Origin of the sequence: Polynucleobacter arcticus (assembly GCF_013307205.1) — a bacterium.
Lineage (GTDB): Bacteria > Pseudomonadota > Gammaproteobacteria > Burkholderiales > Burkholderiaceae > Polynucleobacter > Polynucleobacter arcticus.
Window position 1 is genome coordinate 1352861 of record NZ_CP028940.1, and the last position, 19435, is coordinate 1372295.

Sequence of the window (19435 nt, forward strand, 5' to 3'; positions counted from 1 at the left end):
ATTGCTGAGATCTATCCGATGCAATGGCCCTGCTTTAGTCCACTGTTAGATTAAATACGCTTGAGAAATCGAGCGCTCCGTTGCCAGCCTTACTGTGAGCCTCATATAGTTTGCGAGATAACTCTCCAAGAGGAACGCTCGCATCTAGGGCTCCGGCATTGTCTGTAGCTAAAGAGAGATCCTTCAACATGAGATCCACTCCAAAGCCCCCGACATACCCTTTTGAAGATGGCACGTTCTCCATCACTCCTGGGCAAGGATTGTATAACTCTAAAACCCAGTTACGACCCGAACTCTTAGACATAATGTCTGAGAGCACTTTGGGGTCCACCCCATTAGCCAAGCCCAAACGTAGGGCTTCGCTAGTCCCTAGCATTTGAATGCCAAGCAACATGTTGTTACATACCTTTACAGTTTGTCCGCTACCGCTTGCGCCTGCATGAAAAATATTCTTACCCATTTTTTCGAGCAATGGTCTAGCTCGATCAACATCGATAGCGTCGCCACCGACCATAAAGGTTAAAGTTCCAGCTTGAGCGCCTGCAGTTCCACCTGAGACTGGGGCATCAATCATGGCAAAGCCTTGAGATTTTGCAACCGCTGCTATAGCCTGAGAAACCTTAGGAGAGATTGTTGAGCAATCGACCAGCAAAGCCTTCGGATTGGCAGTAGCTAGCAAACCCGAGTCGCCCAAATACAAAGCCTCCACATGATGTGATGCGGGTAGCATACTAATGATGACATCCACATCTAGAGCGGCCTGCGATGCACTACCCATCGAAGTACCCCCTGCTGCTGCAAAAGCATCGAGCTGAGACTGAACCAAATCAAAACCATTGGCCTGATAACCCGCTTTGATTAGATTAATTGCCATAAGCAAGCCCATATTACCCAAGCCTAAAAATGCGATCTTCATATATGCCTCATTTAAGATAGTGAAGTATTGATCTCTCACTATAGCCTGCTTATAAACTAGGGAGATAAATTACCGGGAGATGAAATGACGATTAAAGTAATCGGCCTCATTGAGTTAAATAATCTGGCAGCTTTTGAGGAATACCGCAGCCAAGTTGGGGATACGGTAGCGCTGTATGGGGGCACAATTACTTCCCGTGGCACATTCACCAGTTTCCTCTGGAATGAATTGGAGTGCAAATCTTTTAACGCATTTGTAGAGTTGGAGTTTTCGGACTTAGCGCACTCTCAATCTTGGGCAAATAGTCCCGAGTACCAAAGGCTACTATCCGTTCGCAACAAGGCTATGAAGCTGACCTTGTTTTCCGTTACCACCTAAAAATAAAGCCCGGCTCCTTTGGGGGGCCGGACTGAATTCATTTCGCAGTTTTTTGAATCGAATTACTTCTTCGCTTCCATAGCTTCTTTAGTTGCGGTAATTTCTTTGCGGCGCTCTTTGCATGCGCCAGCAATTTCTTGCAAAGCCTTACGAGCGCGCGCAGCAGATGCCTTTACACCCTTTTGAATAAACTTTTCGTTCTCTGCCTTGTAAGCTTCAAATGCAGCCAACAATGTATCGTGTTGTGACATCTTGTCTCCTAGATTTTTAATCAAAGTTTGAGGTTTAAACTCGAAAATAGTATATCCCCGTAAAAAGCAAGGGATTGCAGGTACAGCCCTAGGGATAACTCTTAGATTCAGCAAATCCTCCAAAATGTAAAAATGACCAAAACCTATGAAAATCGGCTTCAAGATCACCAATATGGGTATATTTTGAGGTCTAGGTACCCCAACTCCCCTAACTGACTCATATAGAAAATTCTGAAGAAAAATTGATATGTCCATTCCCACCCAAGACTACCTTTTTGTCCGCAATAAGCTTCTGAATAAAGAGGAGATTGCATTGCTCGATGTTCGTGAAGAAGATCCACATGCTCAAGAGCACCCATTGTTTGCAGCTAATGTTCCACTGTCTCGCATTGAAACCGATGCATTGAGCAAGCTTCCCAGAAAAGATGTGGCGATTGTCACGCTCGATGATGGTGAGGGCTACGCACAATTAGCAGCAGAACGACTGATCAAGCTTGGCTACCTGGATGTATCTGTCTTCCAAGGTGGTATCAGTGCATGGAAAGCAGCTGGTGGCGAAGTATTTAAGGATGTCAATGTCCCCAGTAAATCGTTTGGTGAATTTGTAGAGTCTAAGAGACATACGCCCTCCCTATCAGCTCAAGAAGTAAAGCAACTCATCGATAAGAATGAAGATGTGGTTGTTGTAGACGTTCGTCGCTTTGATGAATACAACACAATGAGCATCCCTACCGGTATCAGCGTACCGGGAGCTGAACTGGTTTTACGTGTTCCGGAAATTGCACCCAACCCAAAGACCAGAATAATCGTCAACTGCGCAGGAAGAACCCGTAGCATCATCGGCACTCAGTCCTTAATCAATGCGGGCATTCCGAATGAAGTGAACGCATTGCGCAATGGCACGATTGGCTGGACTCTAGCTGGCCAAGAACTCGAGCGAGGTCAAAGTCGCAAATTCAAAGAAGTTAGTGATAACACTGCAAACGAAGCCGGTCAGCGCGCCCGCAGCGTAGCTGATCAAGCTGGCGTTAAGCGAATTAGTCTTGCGGATATTTCGCAATGGAAATCACAGGCAGATCGAACTACTTATTTCTTTGATCCTAGAACGCCAGAAGAATACGAAGCGGGCCATCTCCCTGGATTTCGCTCGACACCGGGCGGTCAACTGGTACAAGAAACAGAAATGGTTGCGCCTGTTCGAGGAGCGCGCATAGTCTTATCTGATCCTGGTGGCGTTAGAGCAAACATGCCAGCCTCATGGCTTGCTCAAATGGCTTGGGATGTATATGTCATTGATGACATTAAGACTTCGGACCTCACGGAGAAAGGCCCATGGGTTCAACCCTTACCGAAAGCTACTGAAATTCAAACAGTAGATGCAATGACAGCCTCAGAATGGTTGAAAAATGATAGCGGTACTATTTTTATAGATTTAAGTACCCATGCTAATTATGTCAAGGGACACATTCCAGGTAGCTGGTTTGCACTGCGTTCCCAGTTCTCTGCCGCTTTACAGAAATTACCAAAAGTTGATCGCTTTGTTCTGACGAGCACTACCGGCGAGCTCGCTGTCTTTGCTGCACAAGAAATTGCAGCGCTCGCCAATGTTGAAGTGGTGGTGTTATCTGGCGGAAATAAGGCTTGGACTGATGCCGGCCTTGAATTAGAAAAGGGCGCTACCCACTTGGCCTCACCTGCACTAGATCGATACAAACGACCCTATGAGGGCACCAATGTAGATCCCGCAGCCATGCAGGCCTACTTGGATTGGGAGTTTGGTTTAGTAGAGCAACTGGGTAAGGATAGCACTCACCACTTTTGGGTTCTATGAGAGACTCCGGTAAATGAGACAAGCACATCCACTTTGCGTTCTATTGGTACCACTAATCCTGTTGACTGGCTGCGATCGCGATGCCTACACCACTTGGTCCTGTAAAGACGCCAAGGGGGAGAAGTCTTCCATGATTATCAAAAAAGCGCAGATGCAATTTCAGGATCGCCAATATGATTACTGCGGAAGCCTTGGCCCTCAGACCTATTTTGACTTGAAGTGTCCGCTTCAGACCCAAGATGCAAGCAACATTTTTACACCCGGCTCAGGTAAGCTGATCAGCAATACTCAGGAATTTCAGTGCAATGCTCTCTAAGCAGAAAAATCCTCTCAGCCCCAAGAAGCTCCTACTCACTAAATGGACGGCAGTAAATCCGAGCAATAAGCGCAAGCACTTCTTGGTCAGCAAAGTCATTCTTCCAGATCTACCTGAACAGTCGATTGAGTATGTGGAGCTAGAAGCGGTCTTTGATAAACAAATTCAACTCATCCGTTGGCGCGAGTTAAGTGATAGCTCGATTTGGCTTCAGGGCTGGCTATAAAAAAACCGCCTTGGATTGCAGGCGGTTTTTACTTACTAAGAAAATGATTTTATTCATTCATTGATTCGTTTACTTCTTCTTAGTGTCAGAGCCTTTTCTCAAATGCTCTTCAATATTCTTTTCTGCAGTGTCCGCTACATGATTCACAATCTTGCGACCCTCTTTAAACATTTTTTGGCCGGTTGTGGACATCTCATGTACCACCTTGGATAACTTATCTGCGTGACCCGGGATTTTATCCTCCACATCCTCTAACCAGCCTACCAAAGAACTGCGCACTTTTTCTAAATGCTTCTCAGTGCCATCAGCAGCGTCCTCACCCAAATCCTTCAGAACTGACTTCACTTTCTTTTGATAAACAGTGGCACGTTTTGCGGCTTCTTGTGCAGCTGATTCCTGTAACTCCTTGAGCTTAGTCAGATCATTTTTTGCAGCTGACTTCGCACTCTCCATGGCATTTTTCATGCCCCACTGAATCTCCGCAATATGGTGCTCGCTCAGATCTTTAGCGGCATCCAGTAATTTATGGGAATAGGCAAATAACTCCCTCGCCTTTTCTTGCTGCCATGCTTGAATGTCTTTCTTATCCATTACATCCCTCCTTTGGTTAAATGCGAGCGTTGAACAATTAAAAAGTAGATACTTCCACTCTATACCCAAATCTGTGACTTGCCAATTCCCCCCTGTGTTGGCATTAAAATTGGGGCATGAGCGAAAGAAAAAGCCCTTACGAAATCATTGGTGGCGCTATAAAGGTTGATGAATTAGTGGACCGTTTCTACGATTTGATGGCGCTAGAGGAGCCCTTCGTAGATTTACGCGCTATGCACCCTCAAGACCTTTCAAGCTCTAGAGAGAAGCTCAAACTCTTTTTATCAGGTTGGTTGGGAGGCCCCGATGTCTACTCCCCTCGACATGGGCACCCCATGCTACGTGCCCGACACCTCCCTTTCAAGATTGGCCTTCAAGAGCGCAATCAATGGCTGGCCTGTATGTATCGCGCCATGGAAGACTGTGGCATTGATGGCCAGATTGGCTCCCAGTTAGAGGAGTCCTTCTTTAATACTGCCGACTGGATGAGAAACCAGCCAAACTAATCAGGTAAGACGGTTTTATAGAAACCCTAGAGGGATTGGGCGCAAGCAAACCCACTGGCCCAAGCCCACTGGAAATTATGGCCGCCAAGATGTCCAGTGACATCAACACATTCACCAATAAAAAAGAGTCCAGGGTGATTGCGAGCCATCATGGTTTGGCTATCCAACTCTTTGGTATCTACACCACCCAACATCACTTCAGCCTTCTTCCAACCCAAGGTTCCTGCCGGCTTAACCGACCAGTTGGTAATTAGTTCTTTGAGGGCCTGACGATCCTTTTTAGAGACCTCAGCCCATTTTTTACCTAATAAATTCTTCTGCTCCGCAAATGCTTTAGCAAGACGTAAAGGCATTACGGAGGCTAATATGTTTTCGGTCAGCTTTAGGCGATTGTCTTCGTTATTGAAAAGCTCATCACAACTAAAGCGTCCATTGGCCTCGACTGCGCCAAGCCAATCAATATGAATAGCCTCGCCCTCAATCCAATAACTACTGGCCTGCAATACGCCCGGCCCTGACAAGCCTTTATGTGTAAGCAATAAATCCTCATTAAAGCGGGAGGCGCCATAACGGTGACCTTTAGATCCAGCAGCAATCCGAACCGGTAGGCTGAGACCAGATAACTCCGTCAGATTATCAAACTCACCAGATGTAAATGAGAGCGGTACCAGTGCGGGGCGTGGGTCTATGATCTTCAAACCAAACTGCTTAGCAATATCTAGCGAGTAAGCTGTAGCACCAATTGCGGGGACTGGTAAGCCTCCTGTTGCCATGACCAGCGACTTTGCTCGCTCGGTACCAGTAGAAGTTGTCACCAGCCACTCACCCCCTTGATTCGAGATGGAGTTTGCAGTTACCGGATAGCGAATATCAACATTACCTTTGGCGCACTCTTGGAGCAACATCTCGATAATTTGCTTAGCCGAGTCATCACAGAATAGTTGTCCCTGATGTTTCTCATGATAGGCGATACGATAAGACTGCACTAGCTTGATAAATTCTTTTGCAGGATAGCGCGCTAAGGCGCTCTTTACAAAATGGGAGTTGAGGGAGAGGAAGTTAGCTGGACTACTATGCAGATTGGTAAAGTTGCATCTGCCGCCACCGCTAATACGAATTTTTTCACATAAGATATCAGCGTGGTCTATCACCAATACTTTTTTACCTAACTGACCAGCAACGCCAGCACAAAATAGTCCAGCTGCCCCGCCACCAATCACAATGGCATCCCATGTTTTACTCATGATTTACTTAAATCGCTCGATGACTTCAGGGGGCAATTTGAGTTTTTGCATATGCAAACGGGTATAGGCTTGACGAAAATTTCTGGTCATCGAGATCATGACTGATGCCGTCCAAGCAAAAGCAAACATCCCTGAAAAAGCAATCATGATGGCCAACATCTTCCAGCCACTAGGCAGGAGGTCATCCATAAAGCCCATTGCCGTATAAGTGCTACCGCTAAATAAAATGCTTTCACCTAAATTCGGCAATAAATTAAACGCTCGTAAAGCGATACCCCAAAGGATGATCTCAAAGATATGGATAAGAAATAAACATAGCACGCTGACATAAAACACGATTGCTACTGAGGAGTATCGATGCTCCGATAGGTATAAAAATGACTTCACCTCGAAGCGTTTAGCAATTTGGAGCAATGCCACGCCATGCACTAGCATCACGACCAGCAGCATGGCAATGCCAAACAAGTACGCCGGTAAATCTAGTTCGGTAGTTAGGGTTACGTAATTTGAAATAGTCATAGTGTCTTCGAGCTCATTTTACAGGTCTCCCAGCCAAAACCTTTAGGCCAATTGATACCATTTGTTGATAACGGCCCATGCTTCTTCAGCGGTTTCTACAAAGTGAATCAAGTCCATATCCGCTTGCTCAATGACGCCATGTTCCAGCATCTTTTTGAAATTAATGACTTCACACCAAAAATCCTGGCCCACCAAGATGACCGGAAAGCGGATAGCTTTCTTAGTCTGCATTAAGGTCAGCACCTCAAAGAGCTCATCAAAGGATCCAAAGCCGCCTGGATAGGCCAAAATTGCCCTCGCCCTGAGCATGAAGTGCATTTTACGAAGAGCGAAGTAATGAAAGCGGAAACTCAGCCCCGCCGTGAGGTAAGGGTTGGGATACTGCTCCTTAGGTAAGCTGATATTAAAACCAATGGACTTATCCCCCGCCTCAAATGCGCCACGATTCACTGCCTCCATAATTCCAGGGCCGCCACCAGTGGCGATATGGAGTTTATTTCGATCTTCTTTTTGAGTGGCGTTATAGTTCGCAACTAATGTCCCGAACTCACGAGCAGAGTCATAGTACTTCGAGTGCAGCAAGGCTCTATCAGCTTGAGCAACTGCCTGCGGAGTTTTTGCAACCCGCCTCATCTCCTGAGCTACTTCGGAACTCACAAATCGTGTTGAACCAAATACAGTAATCGTGTGCTCAATGCCGCGCTCATGAAGGAGGATTTCTGGCTTTAACAGCTCCAATTGAAAGCGCAGACCCAGCGTTTCGCGGCGAGCTAAAAAAGCTTCGTCCTCAAAGGCAAACTTATAGGAATCTGCGGAATTATCCTCAGCCATTTGATTGTGGTGTAGATTCAGAAAATCGGTAATGGTTTGAGAATTATTTACAGGCAACTTGGAACTCATGTTACAACCCTTAAAAATAGCGGCTCATCTTTAGCCAGATCAGTATTACTACCTAGAATATTGCATTAATTGAGGATCTAGGGCTTATTTGGATTTACCACACGTCTTTCAGGCATTAATATTAGAAGATATTAACCAAACTAGAGGAAAAGCAATGAGCAATCGTTCGATCATCATTATGGTACTGGTATTAATCGGTGCCTCAACCTACCTACTCTTCAAAAGCGATGGTGGCATTGATATGGGCGGTGAGAAGCATGGTGCTGAAGCTGCTCACATGGAAGATGCTAGAAAAGAGGCGCCTGCGGCTCCTACAGCGGCCCCTGCTACACCAGCAGCGCCTGCGGCTGATACAAAGAAATAATTCTCTTTTAGAGAAAAACCAACCGCGGTTCGCCGCGGTTTTTTTATGTCTCAGTTTCTAGCTCACGTTATGAACATCCTATTGCAATCAGATGGCTCTGTTGCTCTTATTAGAGCGATACTGTTGAGATGATTGCCCCAAAAAAACTCGAGTCACTGGAATTAATTCATCGCCTCAAGCGAGTCCCTTCAGAACACAAAGGGAGCGCCGGCAAAGTATTGATCATTGGTGGTGCGCCTGGGATGTCCGGAGCCTTACTATTGGCAGGCAATGCCGCACTCCATCTTGGTGCTGGCTGGACCATCCTGGAAATGCTCGACCCGACAACTGCGCATGCCATCCCCGAACAAGCTGAGCTGATGGTGCGCCTGGCCAGCTTTAACGCCCAAGAACAACTACAAAACACCACCCCAGATTTGATCGCGATAGGTCCAGGACTAGGATTTTCTGATCTTGCAAGAGATTGGCTGACTACTATATTGCGCCGCCCCAATATCCCGCTGGTACTGGATGCAGATGCCCTGAACTTAATAGCAGATAACCCTGAATTTCTGGATCTTCTAAAGCAACGCAATCGAGAGTACCCAGGTATGAGCGTGCTGACACCGCACCCTGGGGAAGCTGCACATCTTCTGAATACCAGCGCAGCAGTAGTGCAAGAAGATCGGCTTGCTGCTTTGTCTAACTTAGTCAAACTCACTGACTCTATTGTTGTTCTCAAGGGTCAGCACACCCTGCTAGCCTCACCGACACATTCAGCCGTTCAGTGTGAACAAGGCAATCCTGGTATGGCAGTCGGCGGAATGGGCGATGCCTTAACTGGCAGTATTGCCGCAATTGCTGCCCAAGGCATACGTCACAACATTAGCCTTTGGGAGGCTAGCTGTATTGGAGTGCAACTACATGCCAGCGCAGCAGATAGTTTGGTCGCCCAACAAGTAGGTCCAATTGGACTCACTCCTACCGAGGTCATTTTTGAGATGCGAAGTCTGCTAAATAAACTGTTATAAAGCAGCATGCAGTCAGCCAGCGGAATTCTTCTTCATCGCCGTTACGTATACGGTCTCTTGATGGCCGGTCTAGGCTCTGTCCTATTTTCTGGTAAAGCGATTCTAGTCAAGCTCGCATTTACCTATGGCGCTAATGCAGAAACACTCATTGCCCTGCGAATGCTAATGGCTCTCCCCCTCTTTTGGGGAATCTATTGGTGGCAGGCGCGTAAGCAAAGTATGAGTCCACTAACGAACTTAGATCGCGTAAAAGTCTTTGCTCTTGGCTTTATGGGCTACTTCTTATCAAGCTATCTAGATTTTTTAGGGTTGCAATACATTTCTGTTGGACTTGAACGCATTGTTCTTTATCTCACTCCAACTATCGTGCTGTTGATCTCTTTTTTTGTTTTAAATAAATCCATTAGTCGCCTGCAGTGGTATGCCCTGATAGTGGGCTATCTTGGTGTAATCGTGGTATTTTTTCAAGATGCCCATTCGACAGGATCACTAGCATTGCTCGGCATGCTGCTGGTGTTTGCCAGTGCGTGCTCATACGCAATCTATATGATTGGCGCCGGTGAAATGGTAAGAAGAGTGGGAAGTGTCCGCTTAGTGGTGTATGCCAGCTCAGCATCTGCGTTACTGAGTGTGATTCAAATTTTGATTTACGATCCTGCAGCTGTTTTCGTGCAGGTTTACCAAATCTACTGGCTCAGCTTGCTCAATGCCAGTCTATGTACCGTCATTCCGATGTTATTAATTATGATTGCGATTAATCGCATAGGTTCACCACTAGTTGCTCAAGCTGGAATTCTAGGCCCAGTCTCTACGCTATTCATGGGCTGGATAGTTTTGTCTGAACCGATTACCTGGATACAGATTAGTGGGATGGGGCTGGTCATTGGGGCGATGTGGCTGCTAGTCCGTAATGATGCGCCTAATATGCAGAAGGAATCTGAGCCTTTGAATTAATGAACTCAGCAAGACGCTGAGTTCATCACTAACAATTTACTGCTGTGTTGCTGGCTCTTTGCTTGCTGTCTCTTGGACTGCTTTGGCTTTCTTCTGGGATTTCTTCTTCGCTTTTTTCTCCGCCTTTTTATTCTTCTTGGCTTTTTTCTTTGACTTAGTGTCGGCTGATTTTTCAGCTTGGCTTACTGGCGCACTTGCCGGTAGCGGATCAGCAGCGATCACTGCAATCGGCGATAAACCAATAGCAGCAGAAATCAGGGCAGTAACACTGAGTTTTACAAAGCGAGAAGGCATTAAGAATTCCTCAAAATTTTTATAGGCAATTTAATAATACCCAACAAAGTTGTGAAGGCAATAAAAAAGCCGTCCTAAGACGGCCTTTTATTTGAGCTCAAGAATACTGCTTAAGCTAGTTGCGCCTCAGCTTCAGTAATCTTTTCTAGTGCTGCCTCAAGGTGGCCAACAGTACGATCAATATGAGCCAACTTCTCTAGACCAAACAATCCAATTCTGAAAGTACGGAAGTCTGGGCGCTCATCGCACTGCAATGGCACGCCAGCAGCAGTTTGCAAGCCCAGGGCAATAAACTTTTTACCAGACTGAATATCCGGATCCTTGGTGTAACTCACTACTACGCCTGGAGCCTGAAACCCTTTAGCTGCGACTGAATGGTAACCAAGAGACACCAACAAGGCGCGAACCTTATCACCCAACTCTTGTTGCTTGGCTTTGAGTGATGCAAAACCGAGAGCCTGAGTTTCTTTCATCACATTACGCAAGATTTTCAGGGCATCCGTTGGCATGGTGGTGTGATAAACGTGGCCACCTTTTTCATAGGTTTCCACAATTTGGAGCCACCTCTTGAGATCAATGGAGAAGCTACTACTTTGGGTAGATTCAATACGCTCTCGCGCTCTATCTCCCATGGCGATCATGGCGCAACAAGGTGAACTGCTCCACCCTTTTTGCGGGGCTGTAATCAAAACATCGACATTACATGCCTTCATGTCTACCCACATTGCACCAGAAGCAATGCAATCGAGCACAAATAAACCATTCACTGAGCGAACGGCTTCACCTACCGCTTTGAGGTAACCATCCGGCAAAATAATACCGGCAGAGGTTTCTACGTGGGGAGCAAAAACCACTGCTGGCTTTTCTTGTTTGATGAGCGCTACTACTTCTTCGATCGGTGCTGGTGCAAAAACACCTTGTACAGAATCTTCTAACTGCTTACCCTTGAGAACGGTAATGTCCTGGGTGATATTGGCTAAATCAAAAATCTGAGTCCAGCGATAACTAAAGTAGCCATTACGCAATACGAGGCACTTTTCATTATTGGCAAATTGACGGGCTACTGCCTCCATGCCATAAGTACCGCTACCAGGGACGATCACTGCAGAACTTGCGTTATAGGCATCTTTCAAAACACTAGAGATGTCGACGATGACTTTTTTAAACTCTTCAGACATGTGATTGAGTGAGCGATCGGTATAAACAACCGAAAACTCTAACAAACCATCTGGATCAACATTCGGGAGTAAGCCTGGCATAGTAATTTCCTAGAAAATCGTGTGATTAGCTCTAAATGATACTGATTTAGGGCTGCAGAGGTACTCAGACGCTAAAAAAGGGGTTTTAAGCTAATTAGAGGGGTTAATTCTTTTTTTGCGCTGTGGAGGAGACCAATATTCCGATCACAATCAAAATAAAGGCAAACCCATGAAAAAGTTGGGGCGGGTCTCCCAAAATCGCGGCTGAGAGTAAGGCAGTAAACAGCGGAATCAAATTGGCAAAAAATGCGGCAACCGTTGGACCCGCACCGCTGACCCCCAAACCCCAGCAGCGGTAAGCAATTAAGGATGGTCCGATTGCCACAAACAGAATTAATGCTCCAGTCCAGTAATTCAGATCAATAAAAGCATTTCCAGTAGCAATCTCTACACTATCAAAGAGCATGGTCCATAGGAAACCAATCATGACCTGCGCCATCAAAAACTCTGCCCATGGCCATTGCCGTTCAGTACTCTTACCAGGACGACCAATCATCCAACTGTAAAAAGCCCAAAGAATTGTGGCTAACATAATAAGTAGGTCACCCATCACTGCCTGCATACTGAGTAGGCTGGCGACATCACCACGGGTTAATACGATAGTGACGCCGAATAAAGAGACAAGCGCTCCTGTAAGCTGAAGCAGTGTCGGCTTTGCTTCGTAGAAGACAGCGCCAATCAACAGCATCCAAATCGGCATGCTGGCACCAATCAGCGTGACATTAATTGCGGTCGATGTCTGCAATGCGAGATATAGCAAAACGTTATAACTACCCACACCTAACAGCGCCAGCAGCAAGAAGCGGGTCTTGTTTTGCCATAAAGCGCTACTAGATCTGAAAACCCGCCATCCTAAAGGAAGCAAGATTAAGGCCGCCAGACCCCATCGAACGGCACTTAATGTGACTGGTGAAATACTCCCTACCAGCGCTCGTCCTGCGATCGCATTACCCGCCCACAACAAGGTGGCTAGTGATAAATAGAATATGGTCGATAGGGGTAAATGGGGCATTCAGGGCTATATGGGTGAACAAGAGGGTCTTTGGAGGCCCGAGAAGGGTAATGACTACGCATTGTAGAAACAAATGCCCGGTATTGCTAAGATAGAGCTTAAATTAGCAAATGCCATCGAGCATTAGCACCGTACAAAGGGGTTTTAGTGACAATCATCACCAATATTGAAGACTTACGAGTTTTGCATCAAAAACGTACCCCCAAGATGTTCTATGACTACGCAGATTCCGGATCGTGGACTGAATCCACCTACCGAGCGAATGAGTCTGATTTTCAGAAGATCAAATTACGCCAGCGCGTTGCAGTAGACATGACTAATCGGACCACCAAGACAACGATGGTAGGTCAAGAGGTAGCCATGCCAGTTGCGCTAGCACCTACCGGACTCACAGGCATGCAACACGCCGATGGTGAAATTTTGGCCGCCCGTGCTGCAGAAAAATTTGGTGTTCCCTTCTGCTTATCCACTATGAGCATTTGCTCCATTGAAGATGTTGCAGAGCGCACAACTAAGCCTTTTTGGTTTCAGCTCTACGTCATGAAAGACCGCGGCTTTATTGAGCGCCTCATTGAGCGCGCCAAAGCTGCTAAGTGCTCCGCCCTAGTCTTAACTTTGGATTTGCAGATCTTGGGGCAACGCCACAAGGATTTAAAAAACGGCTTGTCCGCACCACCCAAACTCACCATTGCTAACATCATTAACATGATGACCAAGCCACGTTGGTGCATGGGTATGGCGATGACCCCTCGCAGAACCTTTCGCAATATTGTGGGTCACGCTACCGGTGTCGGCAATATGTCCTCCCTCTCCTCTTGGACGGCAGAGCAATTTGACCCGGGCTTAAGTTGGGATGATGTGGAGTGGATTAAAAAACTCTGGGGTGGCAAGCTAATCATTAAAGGCATCTTGGATGAAGAAGATGCTCGATTCGCTGCAAACTCTGGAGCTGATGCCCTGATTGTCTCCAATCATGGCGGCCGCCAATTGGATGGCGCGATCTCCAGCATCAAGGCGCTACCCGGTATCGTGAACGCAGTAGGCCAAGATATTGAAGTATGGATGGACGGCGGTATTCGGTCTGGACAAGACGTTCTTAAAGCCTGGGCACTAGGTGCTCGCGGCACCTTGATTGGTCGACCTTTTCTTTACGGCTTAGGTGCAATGGGCGAAGCTGGTGTTACTAAATGCCTTGAGATTATTCATAATGAAATGGATATCACTATGGCATTTACGGGACACCGAGATATTCAAAATGTGACTAAAGACATCTTGTATCCAGGAACTTTTTAATATTACCTACTTAGCCAACTCCCCCGAACTGGTATTTGTCATTTCTACTGTAGCTCTATCGGGCTCAGTGTGGTTCGGCAATGCAGTACTTAGTAAGTACCGCACCAAGGACACTGAAACCTCGGCAGATCTGGGGATTATTCAAACGGCCACGCTAACATTGCTTGGCCTGATCATCGGCTTTACTTTTTCGATGGCGATTGCTCGCTACGATCTGAGGCAGACCTATGAAGAAGCTGAAGCAAATGCAATTGGTACTGAATTCTTAAGGGCGGATCTTCTACCGAGCAAAACGGCGGAAACGATCAAAGGGTTGTTGAACGAATATGTGGATCAACGCATCTTGTTTTATTCCAAACAAGATCATGAAACGGCCAAACAAATCACACAACGCACTGCTGTTATACAAAATGCGATGTGGGCTGAACTACTCCCCATCGCGCGGACGCAAGCCACCCCCACTATTGCACTAGCGATATCGGGTATGAATGATGTCATTAACACTCAGGGCTTTACTCAAGCCGCCTGGTGGAATCGCATACCGATTGCGGCTTGGTGGCTGATGGCAGCCATCGCCGTTGGTGCTAATGTTTTGGTGGGTTTTGGGGCAAGGAACTTCAATCAAAATATTGGTCTCTTTATGATTTTTCCAATCATGATCTCGATTTCTTTCTTTTTGATTGCCGATATTGATAGCCCTAGAGGTGGGGTTATTCGCATCGATCCACGCAACCTCATTGATCTCAAACAAAATATCGCTCCAAAAAATAGCGTCACTCAATCCAGGGGCACTCAAAGATGAAACGCGTTGTAGACGTATTTAAAGACCGGGGCCGTGAATTGGTATGGACCTATGTCATTCACCTAAATAATATTGAATTTCATCCTGCTCAAATTGACTTTGAACAGGAGGCCTTAAGGCTCTCCCAACTGGATAAGCGCGGAACCCCCAGTGAACTCAGTGCCAAAGCCCGCCTATCCATTAAATAATTTTTCTACTAGAATCTACTCCCATGAAAGCACTCAGCAAAAAAGCCAAGATGGCAATCGGTTGGACTATTTTAATGACGGTGATTGGAACAGCAATGTTACACCAGTGGCAATTTTTTGCCATGGGTTGTGCATCGATTGCATTGCTATTAATTGCGAACCACTACGATCTTTTAAAAGATCCTGAAGATAAAAAATAAGGCCCCCATCTTTCGATCGAGGCCTTAGTCTATTTTTATCAGACTCAGTTTCTACTAAACTGTTTCAGAGTGTTGGATAGTCTGTGTATCCCACCTCTGCTCCACCATAAAAGCTGGCTCGGTCATAAGCATTCAGACTCGCACCCTGCTGAAAACGTTCAGCTAAATCTGGGTTAGAAATATATAAGCGCCCATAAGCCACCGCATCAGCTAATCCAGCCTCTAAGGCAGCCTCACCCATCGCCTGGTCATATCCACCAGCACTAATGAATTTACCCTGATAGGCTGCTCGGAAAATCTCTGAAGTAATTGGCGCATCTCCATCAACTTGATCATTTCCGCCAGCGGTTGTGGATCGTGGCTCAATCATATGAACATAAGACAGCTGATAGCCATTTAATTTCTGCACAACTGCATTGAACAAGGCGATCGGATCGCTATCAGCCATGTCATTAAAGCTTCCGTAGGGCGATAAGCGCACACCAATGCGATCGCTTGGATAAACCTTAGCAACAGACTCAATCACTTCACCTAGCAAACGTATGCGATTTGCGATTGACCCACCATATTCATCCGTACGTTGATTGGCTTTATCTTGCAAAAATTGATCTAGCAAATAACCATTCGCCGAATGAATTTCTACCCCATCAAAACCAGCAGCTTGAGCGTTTTTTGCAGCCAATTCAAAATCGCTGAGGAGGCGAGCGATATCGTCCGCAGTCATCGCCTTAGGAGTTTCATAGTCATGTAACTGCCAATCAGCACCATAAGTTTGTCCGCTTGGTGCAATTGCAGATGGGGCTTCAGGTAGACCCTGCTCTGGATGCAAAGATGAATGCGAGATACGGCCGACATGCCATAACTGCGCCACCATCTTTCCACCCTTGGCATGCACCGCCTGAACAATTTCTTTCCACGCCGCTGTTTGCTCTGCAGAGTAGATTCCTGGCGTTGCTGGATAGCCTTGGCCGATCGGAGAAATTTGGGTTGCTTCACTAATAATGAGTCCTGCACCGGCTCTTTGGCTGTAATAGGTTTTAGCTAAAGGATGGGGCACCTCACCAGCAATCGCACGCATTCTGGTCAAGGGGGCCATAACTAAGCGATTCTTTAATGCAATAGCGCCAAGCAGAATGGGGGTAAACATGATTTCTTTTCCGGACATGAACTTCTTTCTATAAGTATCAATACATCAATGAATGGGGCAACTGTAGCAGGGAAGACAGGCTTCTTGCCCATCAAACTTTAGCTTCATGGAGAACTCTTACGAGCACCCCGACTCGTTCCTGGAGCAGATTGAAAACGTGCCTCAATACTCTCGGACAAGGCCTGAAACTCTTTAATGTGTGCTGTGGATGCACGGGCAACTAGCGCGATTACTCGCTTGGGTGTAGGTGGTGCCAAAGGCCTTGCAATTAATGTGCTGCCATTTAATAGACCACCCTTCACTGCCATCTCGGGAAGTAAAGCGATCCCCATGCCAGACTCGACCATCTGTAACAGGGTCAGTAAGCTAGTGGCCTCCATACTATCGGCATTACGAATATCGGGTCGCTTGCAAGCCTGTAAGGTGTGATCTCGTAAACAATGGCCCTCCTCCAATAGTAGTAGACGCTCAGCCATTTTTGCCGGCAAATGAATTTCCTTACCCTTCAGGACGGGATCCTCTTCTCTTGCTACCACCCAAAATTCATCGATGAAGAGCTCCTTCACCATCAAACCATCAGTCTCATAAGGCAAGGCAATTAAGGCAAAGTCTAGCTGATGATCTACTAGCCGACTCAAGAGGTTCGCAGTTAAATCCTCGCGCAAGGCGATTTTTAAATCAGGAAAGCGCGTCCGGATATCCGGCATCACATTTGGCAATAAGAATGGTGCGATCGTTGGAATAACGCCCAGTCGAATTGTCCCTGCCATTGGCTTGCCTGCAGCATCGGCATACTCAACTAAATCTTGAGATGATGCCAAAATGGTCTTGGCCCTCTCCAGAATCTCCAAACCAATCGGGGTAATCGCTACATTTTGGCGGTCCCGCTCCACTAAGCGGACTCCAAGACCATCCTCAAGTTCTTTTAAACCCGTACTCAAAGTAGATTGACCGACAAAACAGGCTTCTGCAGCCCGCGTGAAGTTCAGCTCCTGGGCAATTGCTACAAAATAGCGAAGCTGACGCAATGAAGGTAGAGCAGCCATGGTTTGTAAAAATCCATATAATCAATTTAATAGATCAATAGTATCATTATTATTTATTGGACTGATTACATTTTGAGGTCCAGAATCCATTCCATGGTGTTCGTACATCGCCTAACAACCAACCCAAAAGGAATGAAAATGGCACGCCCCGAAATCAAAACAATCCAAAATTTAGAATCCGCCTTTGCTGGCGAGTCCATGGCACATATTAAATATCGCTATTTTGCCAAATTGGCTCGCGCCGCCGGTGATGTTGAAACTGCTGAAATCTTTGAGGCAACCGCAGATCAAGAAGTCATGCATGCCTTTGGCCACCTCGATTTACTCTACCCCGCTAGCACCATTACCCCAAGCCGCGCTTTAGAGATTGCCATTGAGGGTGAAACCTATGAGTACACCGAAATGTATCCTGGTTTTCGCAAAACAGCGGTAGAGGAAGGCAATATGGCGGCGGCAGCAGAAATGGATGAGCAAATTGCCGAATCAAAGGAACATGCCGAGCAATTCCAGGCGATGCTAGTAAAGGCAGCAAAACGCTTTGCAGCCCTTGCTAATGTAGAGGAGCGTCATGCTAACCACTATAAGAAAGCCCTAGAAAAGGCCAACGAGTTTGCTGCGGCGTAAGTAGATTTGGAAATAAAACGAAATTAAATTTAAACTGATCGAATTATCTTAAGGAATTAAAATGAAATCTTGGCAATGCATTGTGTGCGGCTTTATCTATGATGAAGCCAATGGTTTACCGGAAGACGGCATCCCCGCGGGCACCGCTTGGGCTGACATACCAGAAGACTGGGAATGCCCAGACTGCGGCGTAGCAAAATCGGACTTTGAAATGGTTCAAATGTCTTAATTGAGTCGAGCGCACTTCAGTTCCTGCAACTGATTTAAGTAACTCACTTACCAAAAAGTATTTAACCGCATTATTAAAGGCCCAACTGTGGATCATCAAAATCAATCTACCCAATCGGGCATCGTCATCATCGGCAGCGGATTAGCCGGATATACCGTTATTCGTGAGCTTCGCAAGCTCGATAAGACAGTGCCAATTACTTTGATCAGTCGCGAATCAGGCTATTTTTATTCAAAGCCGATGCTCTCTACGGCATTGGCAAGCAATAAGACTACAGAACAACTGGTCTCCACTAATGCCGAAGGCATGGCGGCGCAACTAGAAGTAACGATTTTGGGTGACGCTGATGTATCTGCTATTGATACCGCATCCCAAACCATTGAAACTTCCAAGGGAAGTATTGCCTATGGAAAGCTGGTACTCGGTTTGGGAGCTGATCAAATTCGACTACCCTTGCAAGGTAACGCCGCCAACGAAGTGATCACCGTAAATGACCTTGAAGAGTATGCGCAGTTTCGTCAGGCCATTGCAGGTAAAAAGCGAATTGTGATTTTAGGTGCCGGCCTAATTGGTTGTGAATTTGCAAATGATTTAGTACTAGGATCTTACGAAGTAGATGTCATTGATTTAGCGCCACAATCTTTAGGCAGATTGCTCCCTGAAGCGGCAGCTTTGGCACTGCAATCAAAATTAAGCGAGGCTGGAGTCCGCTGGCACTTTGCTACTACTGTGCAATCTGTTGATCGTAACGGTGATTGTCTTTCGATCACCCTTGCAAACGGCTCAGTAATTAACAGTGATGTATTTCTGTCTGCAGTAGGCTTAAGGCCACGCCTAGATTTAGCCAAAGCTGCTGGAATTGCAACGGGTAATGGCATCACCATTAATCGCCAATTAGAAACCAGCGCGAAGAATGTCTATGCCATTGGTGACTGCGCTGAAGTAGATGGCTTAGTTTTGCCTTACGTCATGCCAATCATGCAGGCGGCACGGGCTTTAGCCCCTAATTTACTTGGGCAGGAAATTACCCTGAGCTACCCTGCTATGCCTGTTATGGTGAAAACGCCTGCACTTCCCACTATCGTCTCGCCACCAGCTAAAGGCGCAGTGGGCGAATGGAAAATCCATACGCTTGAGGATGGTCTCGAGGCCCGCTTTGAATCAAGTGATGGCAAGCTACTCGGCTTTGCCTTGCTAGGATCTGCAACTGCTCAGCGTGGTGCGCTTACTAAAGAGCTTCCACCCATCCTGCAATAAGAATGTCTAGCCAGCTAGCTAAAGCGAAGTTGCAAAAGAAAAGGCCCGCAATGCGGGCCTTTTACATGATGAACTACA

Annotated in this window: 26 protein-coding genes; 15 read left to right on the forward strand and 11 right to left on the reverse strand. The window is 46.5% G+C overall.

The features are described 5' to 3' along the window. Nucleotides 1-34: 34 nt before the first annotated feature. Nucleotides 35-916, reverse strand: coding sequence for a 3-hydroxyisobutyrate dehydrogenase (gene mmsB / locus DN92_RS06835; RefSeq protein WP_173960528.1), 882 nt, complete (start codon nucleotides 914-916; stop codon nucleotides 35-37). Between the two features lie 84 nt (nucleotides 917-1000). Here mmsB and DN92_RS06840 point away from each other — a divergent pair, with 84 nt between their 5' ends. After that, on the forward strand, nucleotides 1001-1294 hold the full coding sequence (locus DN92_RS06840; RefSeq protein WP_173960529.1) for a DUF1330 domain-containing protein: 294 nt from the start codon (nucleotides 1001-1003) through the stop codon (nucleotides 1292-1294). Between the two features lie 62 nt (nucleotides 1295-1356). Here the strand turns inward: DN92_RS06840 and DN92_RS06845 are convergent, their stop codons facing one another. After that, entirely contained in the window at nucleotides 1357-1545 is a 189-nt protein-coding gene (locus DN92_RS06845; RefSeq protein WP_173960530.1) for an Hc1-related histone H1-like protein, read from the reverse strand. Nucleotides 1546-1792: 247 nt separating this feature from the next. Here DN92_RS06845 and DN92_RS06850 point away from each other — a divergent pair, with 247 nt between their 5' ends. The 3 genes from DN92_RS06850 to DN92_RS06860 are packed head-to-tail and all read left to right on the forward strand — an operon-like array spanning nucleotide 1793 to nucleotide 3918. After that, complete coding sequence (locus DN92_RS06850; protein ID WP_173960531.1) at nucleotides 1793-3376, forward strand: rhodanese homology domain-containing protein; 1584 nt, start codon at nucleotides 1793-1795, stop codon at nucleotides 3374-3376. A 13-nt stretch (nucleotides 3377-3389) separates the two neighbouring features. Then, on the forward strand, nucleotides 3390-3692 hold the full coding sequence (locus DN92_RS06855) for a hypothetical protein (RefSeq protein ID WP_173960532.1): 303 nt from the start codon (nucleotides 3390-3392) through the stop codon (nucleotides 3690-3692). Further along, nucleotides 3682-3918: a TIGR02450 family Trp-rich protein gene (locus tag DN92_RS06860; protein WP_173960533.1), complete on the forward strand. Its 237-nt coding sequence runs from the start codon at nucleotides 3682-3684 to the stop codon at nucleotides 3916-3918. Before DN92_RS06855 ends, DN92_RS06860 begins: the two co-directional genes overlap by 11 nt. Before the next feature lie 69 nt (nucleotides 3919-3987). On the opposite strand, the gene DN92_RS06865 is transcribed toward DN92_RS06860, so the two are convergent. Continuing rightward, nucleotides 3988-4509 (reverse strand): phasin family protein, encoded by a 522-nt coding sequence (locus tag DN92_RS06865; protein WP_173960534.1) that lies wholly within the window; start codon nucleotides 4507-4509, stop codon nucleotides 3988-3990. Between the two features lie 116 nt (nucleotides 4510-4625). Between DN92_RS06865 and DN92_RS06870 the strand changes: the two genes are divergently transcribed. Further along, nucleotides 4626-5015 (forward strand): group II truncated hemoglobin, encoded by a 390-nt coding sequence (locus DN92_RS06870; RefSeq protein WP_173960535.1) that lies wholly within the window; start codon nucleotides 4626-4628, stop codon nucleotides 5013-5015. A 26-nt stretch (nucleotides 5016-5041) separates the two neighbouring features. Here the strand turns inward: DN92_RS06870 and DN92_RS06875 are convergent, their stop codons facing one another. Genes DN92_RS06875 through DN92_RS06885 form a run of 3 tightly spaced genes read right to left on the reverse strand, consistent with a single transcriptional unit; the run spans nucleotide 5042 to nucleotide 7678 of the window. After that, nucleotides 5042-6259, reverse strand: a complete 1218-nt coding sequence (locus DN92_RS06875) for a BaiN/RdsA family NAD(P)/FAD-dependent oxidoreductase (protein ID WP_173960536.1) — start codon at nucleotides 6257-6259, stop codon at nucleotides 5042-5044. A 3-nt stretch (nucleotides 6260-6262) separates the two neighbouring features. Then, the gene (locus DN92_RS06880; RefSeq protein ID WP_173960537.1) at nucleotides 6263-6778 is read right to left on the reverse strand and encodes a hypothetical protein; all 516 of its coding nucleotides are present in this window, start codon (nucleotides 6776-6778) and stop codon (nucleotides 6263-6265) included. Nucleotides 6779-6820: 42 nt separating this feature from the next. Continuing rightward, entirely contained in the window at nucleotides 6821-7678 is an 858-nt protein-coding gene (locus tag DN92_RS06885; protein WP_173960538.1) for an LOG family protein, read from the reverse strand. A 154-nt stretch (nucleotides 7679-7832) separates the two neighbouring features. On the opposite strand from DN92_RS06885, the gene DN92_RS06890 reads away from it, so the two are divergent. The 3 genes from DN92_RS06890 to DN92_RS06900 all read left to right on the forward strand — a co-directional run bounded on the left by DN92_RS06890 (nucleotide 7833) and on the right by DN92_RS06900 (nucleotide 10006). After that, complete coding sequence (locus DN92_RS06890; RefSeq protein ID WP_173960539.1) at nucleotides 7833-8042, forward strand: hypothetical protein; 210 nt, start codon at nucleotides 7833-7835, stop codon at nucleotides 8040-8042. A gap of 128 nt (nucleotides 8043-8170) precedes the next feature. Then, on the forward strand, nucleotides 8171-9052 hold the full coding sequence (locus tag DN92_RS06895; RefSeq protein WP_173960540.1) for an NAD(P)H-hydrate dehydratase: 882 nt from the start codon (nucleotides 8171-8173) through the stop codon (nucleotides 9050-9052). 6 nt (nucleotides 9053-9058) lie between these two features. After that, complete coding sequence (locus DN92_RS06900) at nucleotides 9059-10006, forward strand: DMT family transporter (RefSeq protein WP_173960541.1); 948 nt, start codon at nucleotides 9059-9061, stop codon at nucleotides 10004-10006. Nucleotides 10007-10042: 36 nt separating this feature from the next. Here the strand turns inward: DN92_RS06900 and DN92_RS06905 are convergent, their stop codons facing one another. From DN92_RS06905 to DN92_RS06915, 3 genes are all read right to left on the reverse strand, one after another. Then, complete coding sequence (locus DN92_RS06905) at nucleotides 10043-10300, reverse strand: protein tyrosine phosphatase (protein ID WP_173960542.1); 258 nt, start codon at nucleotides 10298-10300, stop codon at nucleotides 10043-10045. 110 nt (nucleotides 10301-10410) lie between these two features. Next, nucleotides 10411-11559: an aminotransferase class V-fold PLP-dependent enzyme gene (locus DN92_RS06910; protein WP_173960543.1), complete on the reverse strand. Its 1149-nt coding sequence runs from the start codon at nucleotides 11557-11559 to the stop codon at nucleotides 10411-10413. 103 nt (nucleotides 11560-11662) lie between these two features. Continuing rightward, nucleotides 11663-12571, reverse strand: coding sequence for a DMT family transporter (locus DN92_RS06915; protein ID WP_173960544.1), 909 nt, complete (start codon nucleotides 12569-12571; stop codon nucleotides 11663-11665). A 147-nt stretch (nucleotides 12572-12718) separates the two neighbouring features. On the opposite strand from DN92_RS06915, the gene DN92_RS06920 reads away from it, so the two are divergent. The 4 genes from DN92_RS06920 to DN92_RS06935 all read left to right on the forward strand — a co-directional run bounded on the left by DN92_RS06920 (nucleotide 12719) and on the right by DN92_RS06935 (nucleotide 15054). Next, complete coding sequence (locus DN92_RS06920) at nucleotides 12719-13864, forward strand: alpha-hydroxy acid oxidase (protein ID WP_173960545.1); 1146 nt, start codon at nucleotides 12719-12721, stop codon at nucleotides 13862-13864. A 67-nt stretch (nucleotides 13865-13931) separates the two neighbouring features. After that, nucleotides 13932-14666 (forward strand): bestrophin-like domain, encoded by a 735-nt coding sequence (locus tag DN92_RS06925; RefSeq protein WP_254598271.1) that lies wholly within the window; start codon nucleotides 13932-13934, stop codon nucleotides 14664-14666. Next, nucleotides 14663-14854 (forward strand): hypothetical protein, encoded by a 192-nt coding sequence (locus tag DN92_RS06930; protein WP_173960546.1) that lies wholly within the window; start codon nucleotides 14663-14665, stop codon nucleotides 14852-14854. The genes DN92_RS06925 and DN92_RS06930 overlap by 4 nt, the downstream gene beginning before the upstream one ends. 23 nt (nucleotides 14855-14877) lie before the next feature. Beyond that, complete coding sequence (locus DN92_RS06935; RefSeq protein WP_173960547.1) at nucleotides 14878-15054, forward strand: hypothetical protein; 177 nt, start codon at nucleotides 14878-14880, stop codon at nucleotides 15052-15054. Between the two features lie 64 nt (nucleotides 15055-15118). Here the strand turns inward: DN92_RS06935 and DN92_RS06940 are convergent, their stop codons facing one another. Both DN92_RS06940 and DN92_RS06945 read right to left on the reverse strand, forming a co-directional pair. After that, nucleotides 15119-16219 (reverse strand): alkene reductase, encoded by a 1101-nt coding sequence (locus DN92_RS06940; protein WP_173960548.1) that lies wholly within the window; start codon nucleotides 16217-16219, stop codon nucleotides 15119-15121. An 86-nt stretch (nucleotides 16220-16305) separates the two neighbouring features. Continuing rightward, nucleotides 16306-17247, reverse strand: a complete 942-nt coding sequence (locus tag DN92_RS06945) for a hydrogen peroxide-inducible genes activator (RefSeq protein WP_173960549.1) — start codon at nucleotides 17245-17247, stop codon at nucleotides 16306-16308. A 138-nt stretch (nucleotides 17248-17385) separates the two neighbouring features. On the opposite strand from DN92_RS06945, the gene DN92_RS06950 reads away from it, so the two are divergent. From DN92_RS06950 to DN92_RS06960, 3 genes are all read left to right on the forward strand, one after another. Further along, nucleotides 17386-17871, forward strand: a complete 486-nt coding sequence (locus DN92_RS06950) for a rubrerythrin family protein (protein ID WP_173960550.1) — start codon at nucleotides 17386-17388, stop codon at nucleotides 17869-17871. A 61-nt stretch (nucleotides 17872-17932) separates the two neighbouring features. After that, the gene (locus tag DN92_RS06955) at nucleotides 17933-18100 is read left to right on the forward strand and encodes a rubredoxin (protein ID WP_173960551.1); all 168 of its coding nucleotides are present in this window, start codon (nucleotides 17933-17935) and stop codon (nucleotides 18098-18100) included. Nucleotides 18101-18187: 87 nt separating this feature from the next. Continuing rightward, complete coding sequence (locus tag DN92_RS06960; RefSeq protein WP_173960552.1) at nucleotides 18188-19357, forward strand: NAD(P)/FAD-dependent oxidoreductase; 1170 nt, start codon at nucleotides 18188-18190, stop codon at nucleotides 19355-19357. Nucleotides 19358-19435 lie beyond the last annotated feature (78 nt).

Bases quoted from the DNA above. Each gene is read 5' to 3' on its own strand.
- mmsB (WP_173960528.1), bottom strand. From the start codon at position 916: ATGAAGATCGCATTTTTAGGCTTGGGTAATATGGGCTTGCTTATGGCA.
- DN92_RS06840 (WP_173960529.1), top strand. From the start codon at position 1,001: ATGACGATTAAAGTAATCGGCCTCATTGAGTTAAATAATCTGGCAGCT.
- DN92_RS06845 (WP_173960530.1), bottom strand. From the start codon at position 1,545: ATGTCACAACACGATACATTGTTGGCTGCATTTGAAGCTTACAAGGCA.
- DN92_RS06850 (WP_173960531.1), top strand. From the start codon at position 1,793: ATGTCCATTCCCACCCAAGACTACCTTTTTGTCCGCAATAAGCTTCTG.
- DN92_RS06855 (WP_173960532.1), top strand. From the start codon at position 3,390: ATGAGACAAGCACATCCACTTTGCGTTCTATTGGTACCACTAATCCTG.
- DN92_RS06860 (WP_173960533.1), top strand. From the start codon at position 3,682: ATGCTCTCTAAGCAGAAAAATCCTCTCAGCCCCAAGAAGCTCCTACTC.
- DN92_RS06865 (WP_173960534.1), bottom strand. From the start codon at position 4,509: ATGGATAAGAAAGACATTCAAGCATGGCAGCAAGAAAAGGCGAGGGAG.
- DN92_RS06870 (WP_173960535.1), top strand. From the start codon at position 4,626: ATGAGCGAAAGAAAAAGCCCTTACGAAATCATTGGTGGCGCTATAAAG.
- DN92_RS06875 (WP_173960536.1), bottom strand. From the start codon at position 6,259: ATGAGTAAAACATGGGATGCCATTGTGATTGGTGGCGGGGCAGCTGGA.
- DN92_RS06880 (WP_173960537.1), bottom strand. From the start codon at position 6,778: ATGACTATTTCAAATTACGTAACCCTAACTACCGAACTAGATTTACCG.
- DN92_RS06885 (WP_173960538.1), bottom strand. From the start codon at position 7,678: ATGAGTTCCAAGTTGCCTGTAAATAATTCTCAAACCATTACCGATTTT.
- DN92_RS06890 (WP_173960539.1), top strand. From the start codon at position 7,833: ATGAGCAATCGTTCGATCATCATTATGGTACTGGTATTAATCGGTGCC.
- DN92_RS06895 (WP_173960540.1), top strand. From the start codon at position 8,171: ATGATTGCCCCAAAAAAACTCGAGTCACTGGAATTAATTCATCGCCTC.
- DN92_RS06900 (WP_173960541.1), top strand. From the start codon at position 9,059: ATGCAGTCAGCCAGCGGAATTCTTCTTCATCGCCGTTACGTATACGGT.
- DN92_RS06905 (WP_173960542.1), bottom strand. From the start codon at position 10,300: ATGCCTTCTCGCTTTGTAAAACTCAGTGTTACTGCCCTGATTTCTGCT.
- DN92_RS06910 (WP_173960543.1), bottom strand. From the start codon at position 11,559: ATGCCAGGCTTACTCCCGAATGTTGATCCAGATGGTTTGTTAGAGTTT.
- DN92_RS06915 (WP_173960544.1), bottom strand. From the start codon at position 12,571: ATGCCCCATTTACCCCTATCGACCATATTCTATTTATCACTAGCCACC.
- DN92_RS06930 (WP_173960546.1), top strand. From the start codon at position 14,663: ATGAAACGCGTTGTAGACGTATTTAAAGACCGGGGCCGTGAATTGGTA.
- DN92_RS06935 (WP_173960547.1), top strand. From the start codon at position 14,878: ATGAAAGCACTCAGCAAAAAAGCCAAGATGGCAATCGGTTGGACTATT.
- DN92_RS06940 (WP_173960548.1), bottom strand. From the start codon at position 16,219: ATGTCCGGAAAAGAAATCATGTTTACCCCCATTCTGCTTGGCGCTATT.
- DN92_RS06945 (WP_173960549.1), bottom strand. From the start codon at position 17,247: ATGGCTGCTCTACCTTCATTGCGTCAGCTTCGCTATTTTGTAGCAATT.
- DN92_RS06950 (WP_173960550.1), top strand. From the start codon at position 17,386: ATGGCACGCCCCGAAATCAAAACAATCCAAAATTTAGAATCCGCCTTT.
- DN92_RS06955 (WP_173960551.1), top strand. From the start codon at position 17,933: ATGAAATCTTGGCAATGCATTGTGTGCGGCTTTATCTATGATGAAGCC.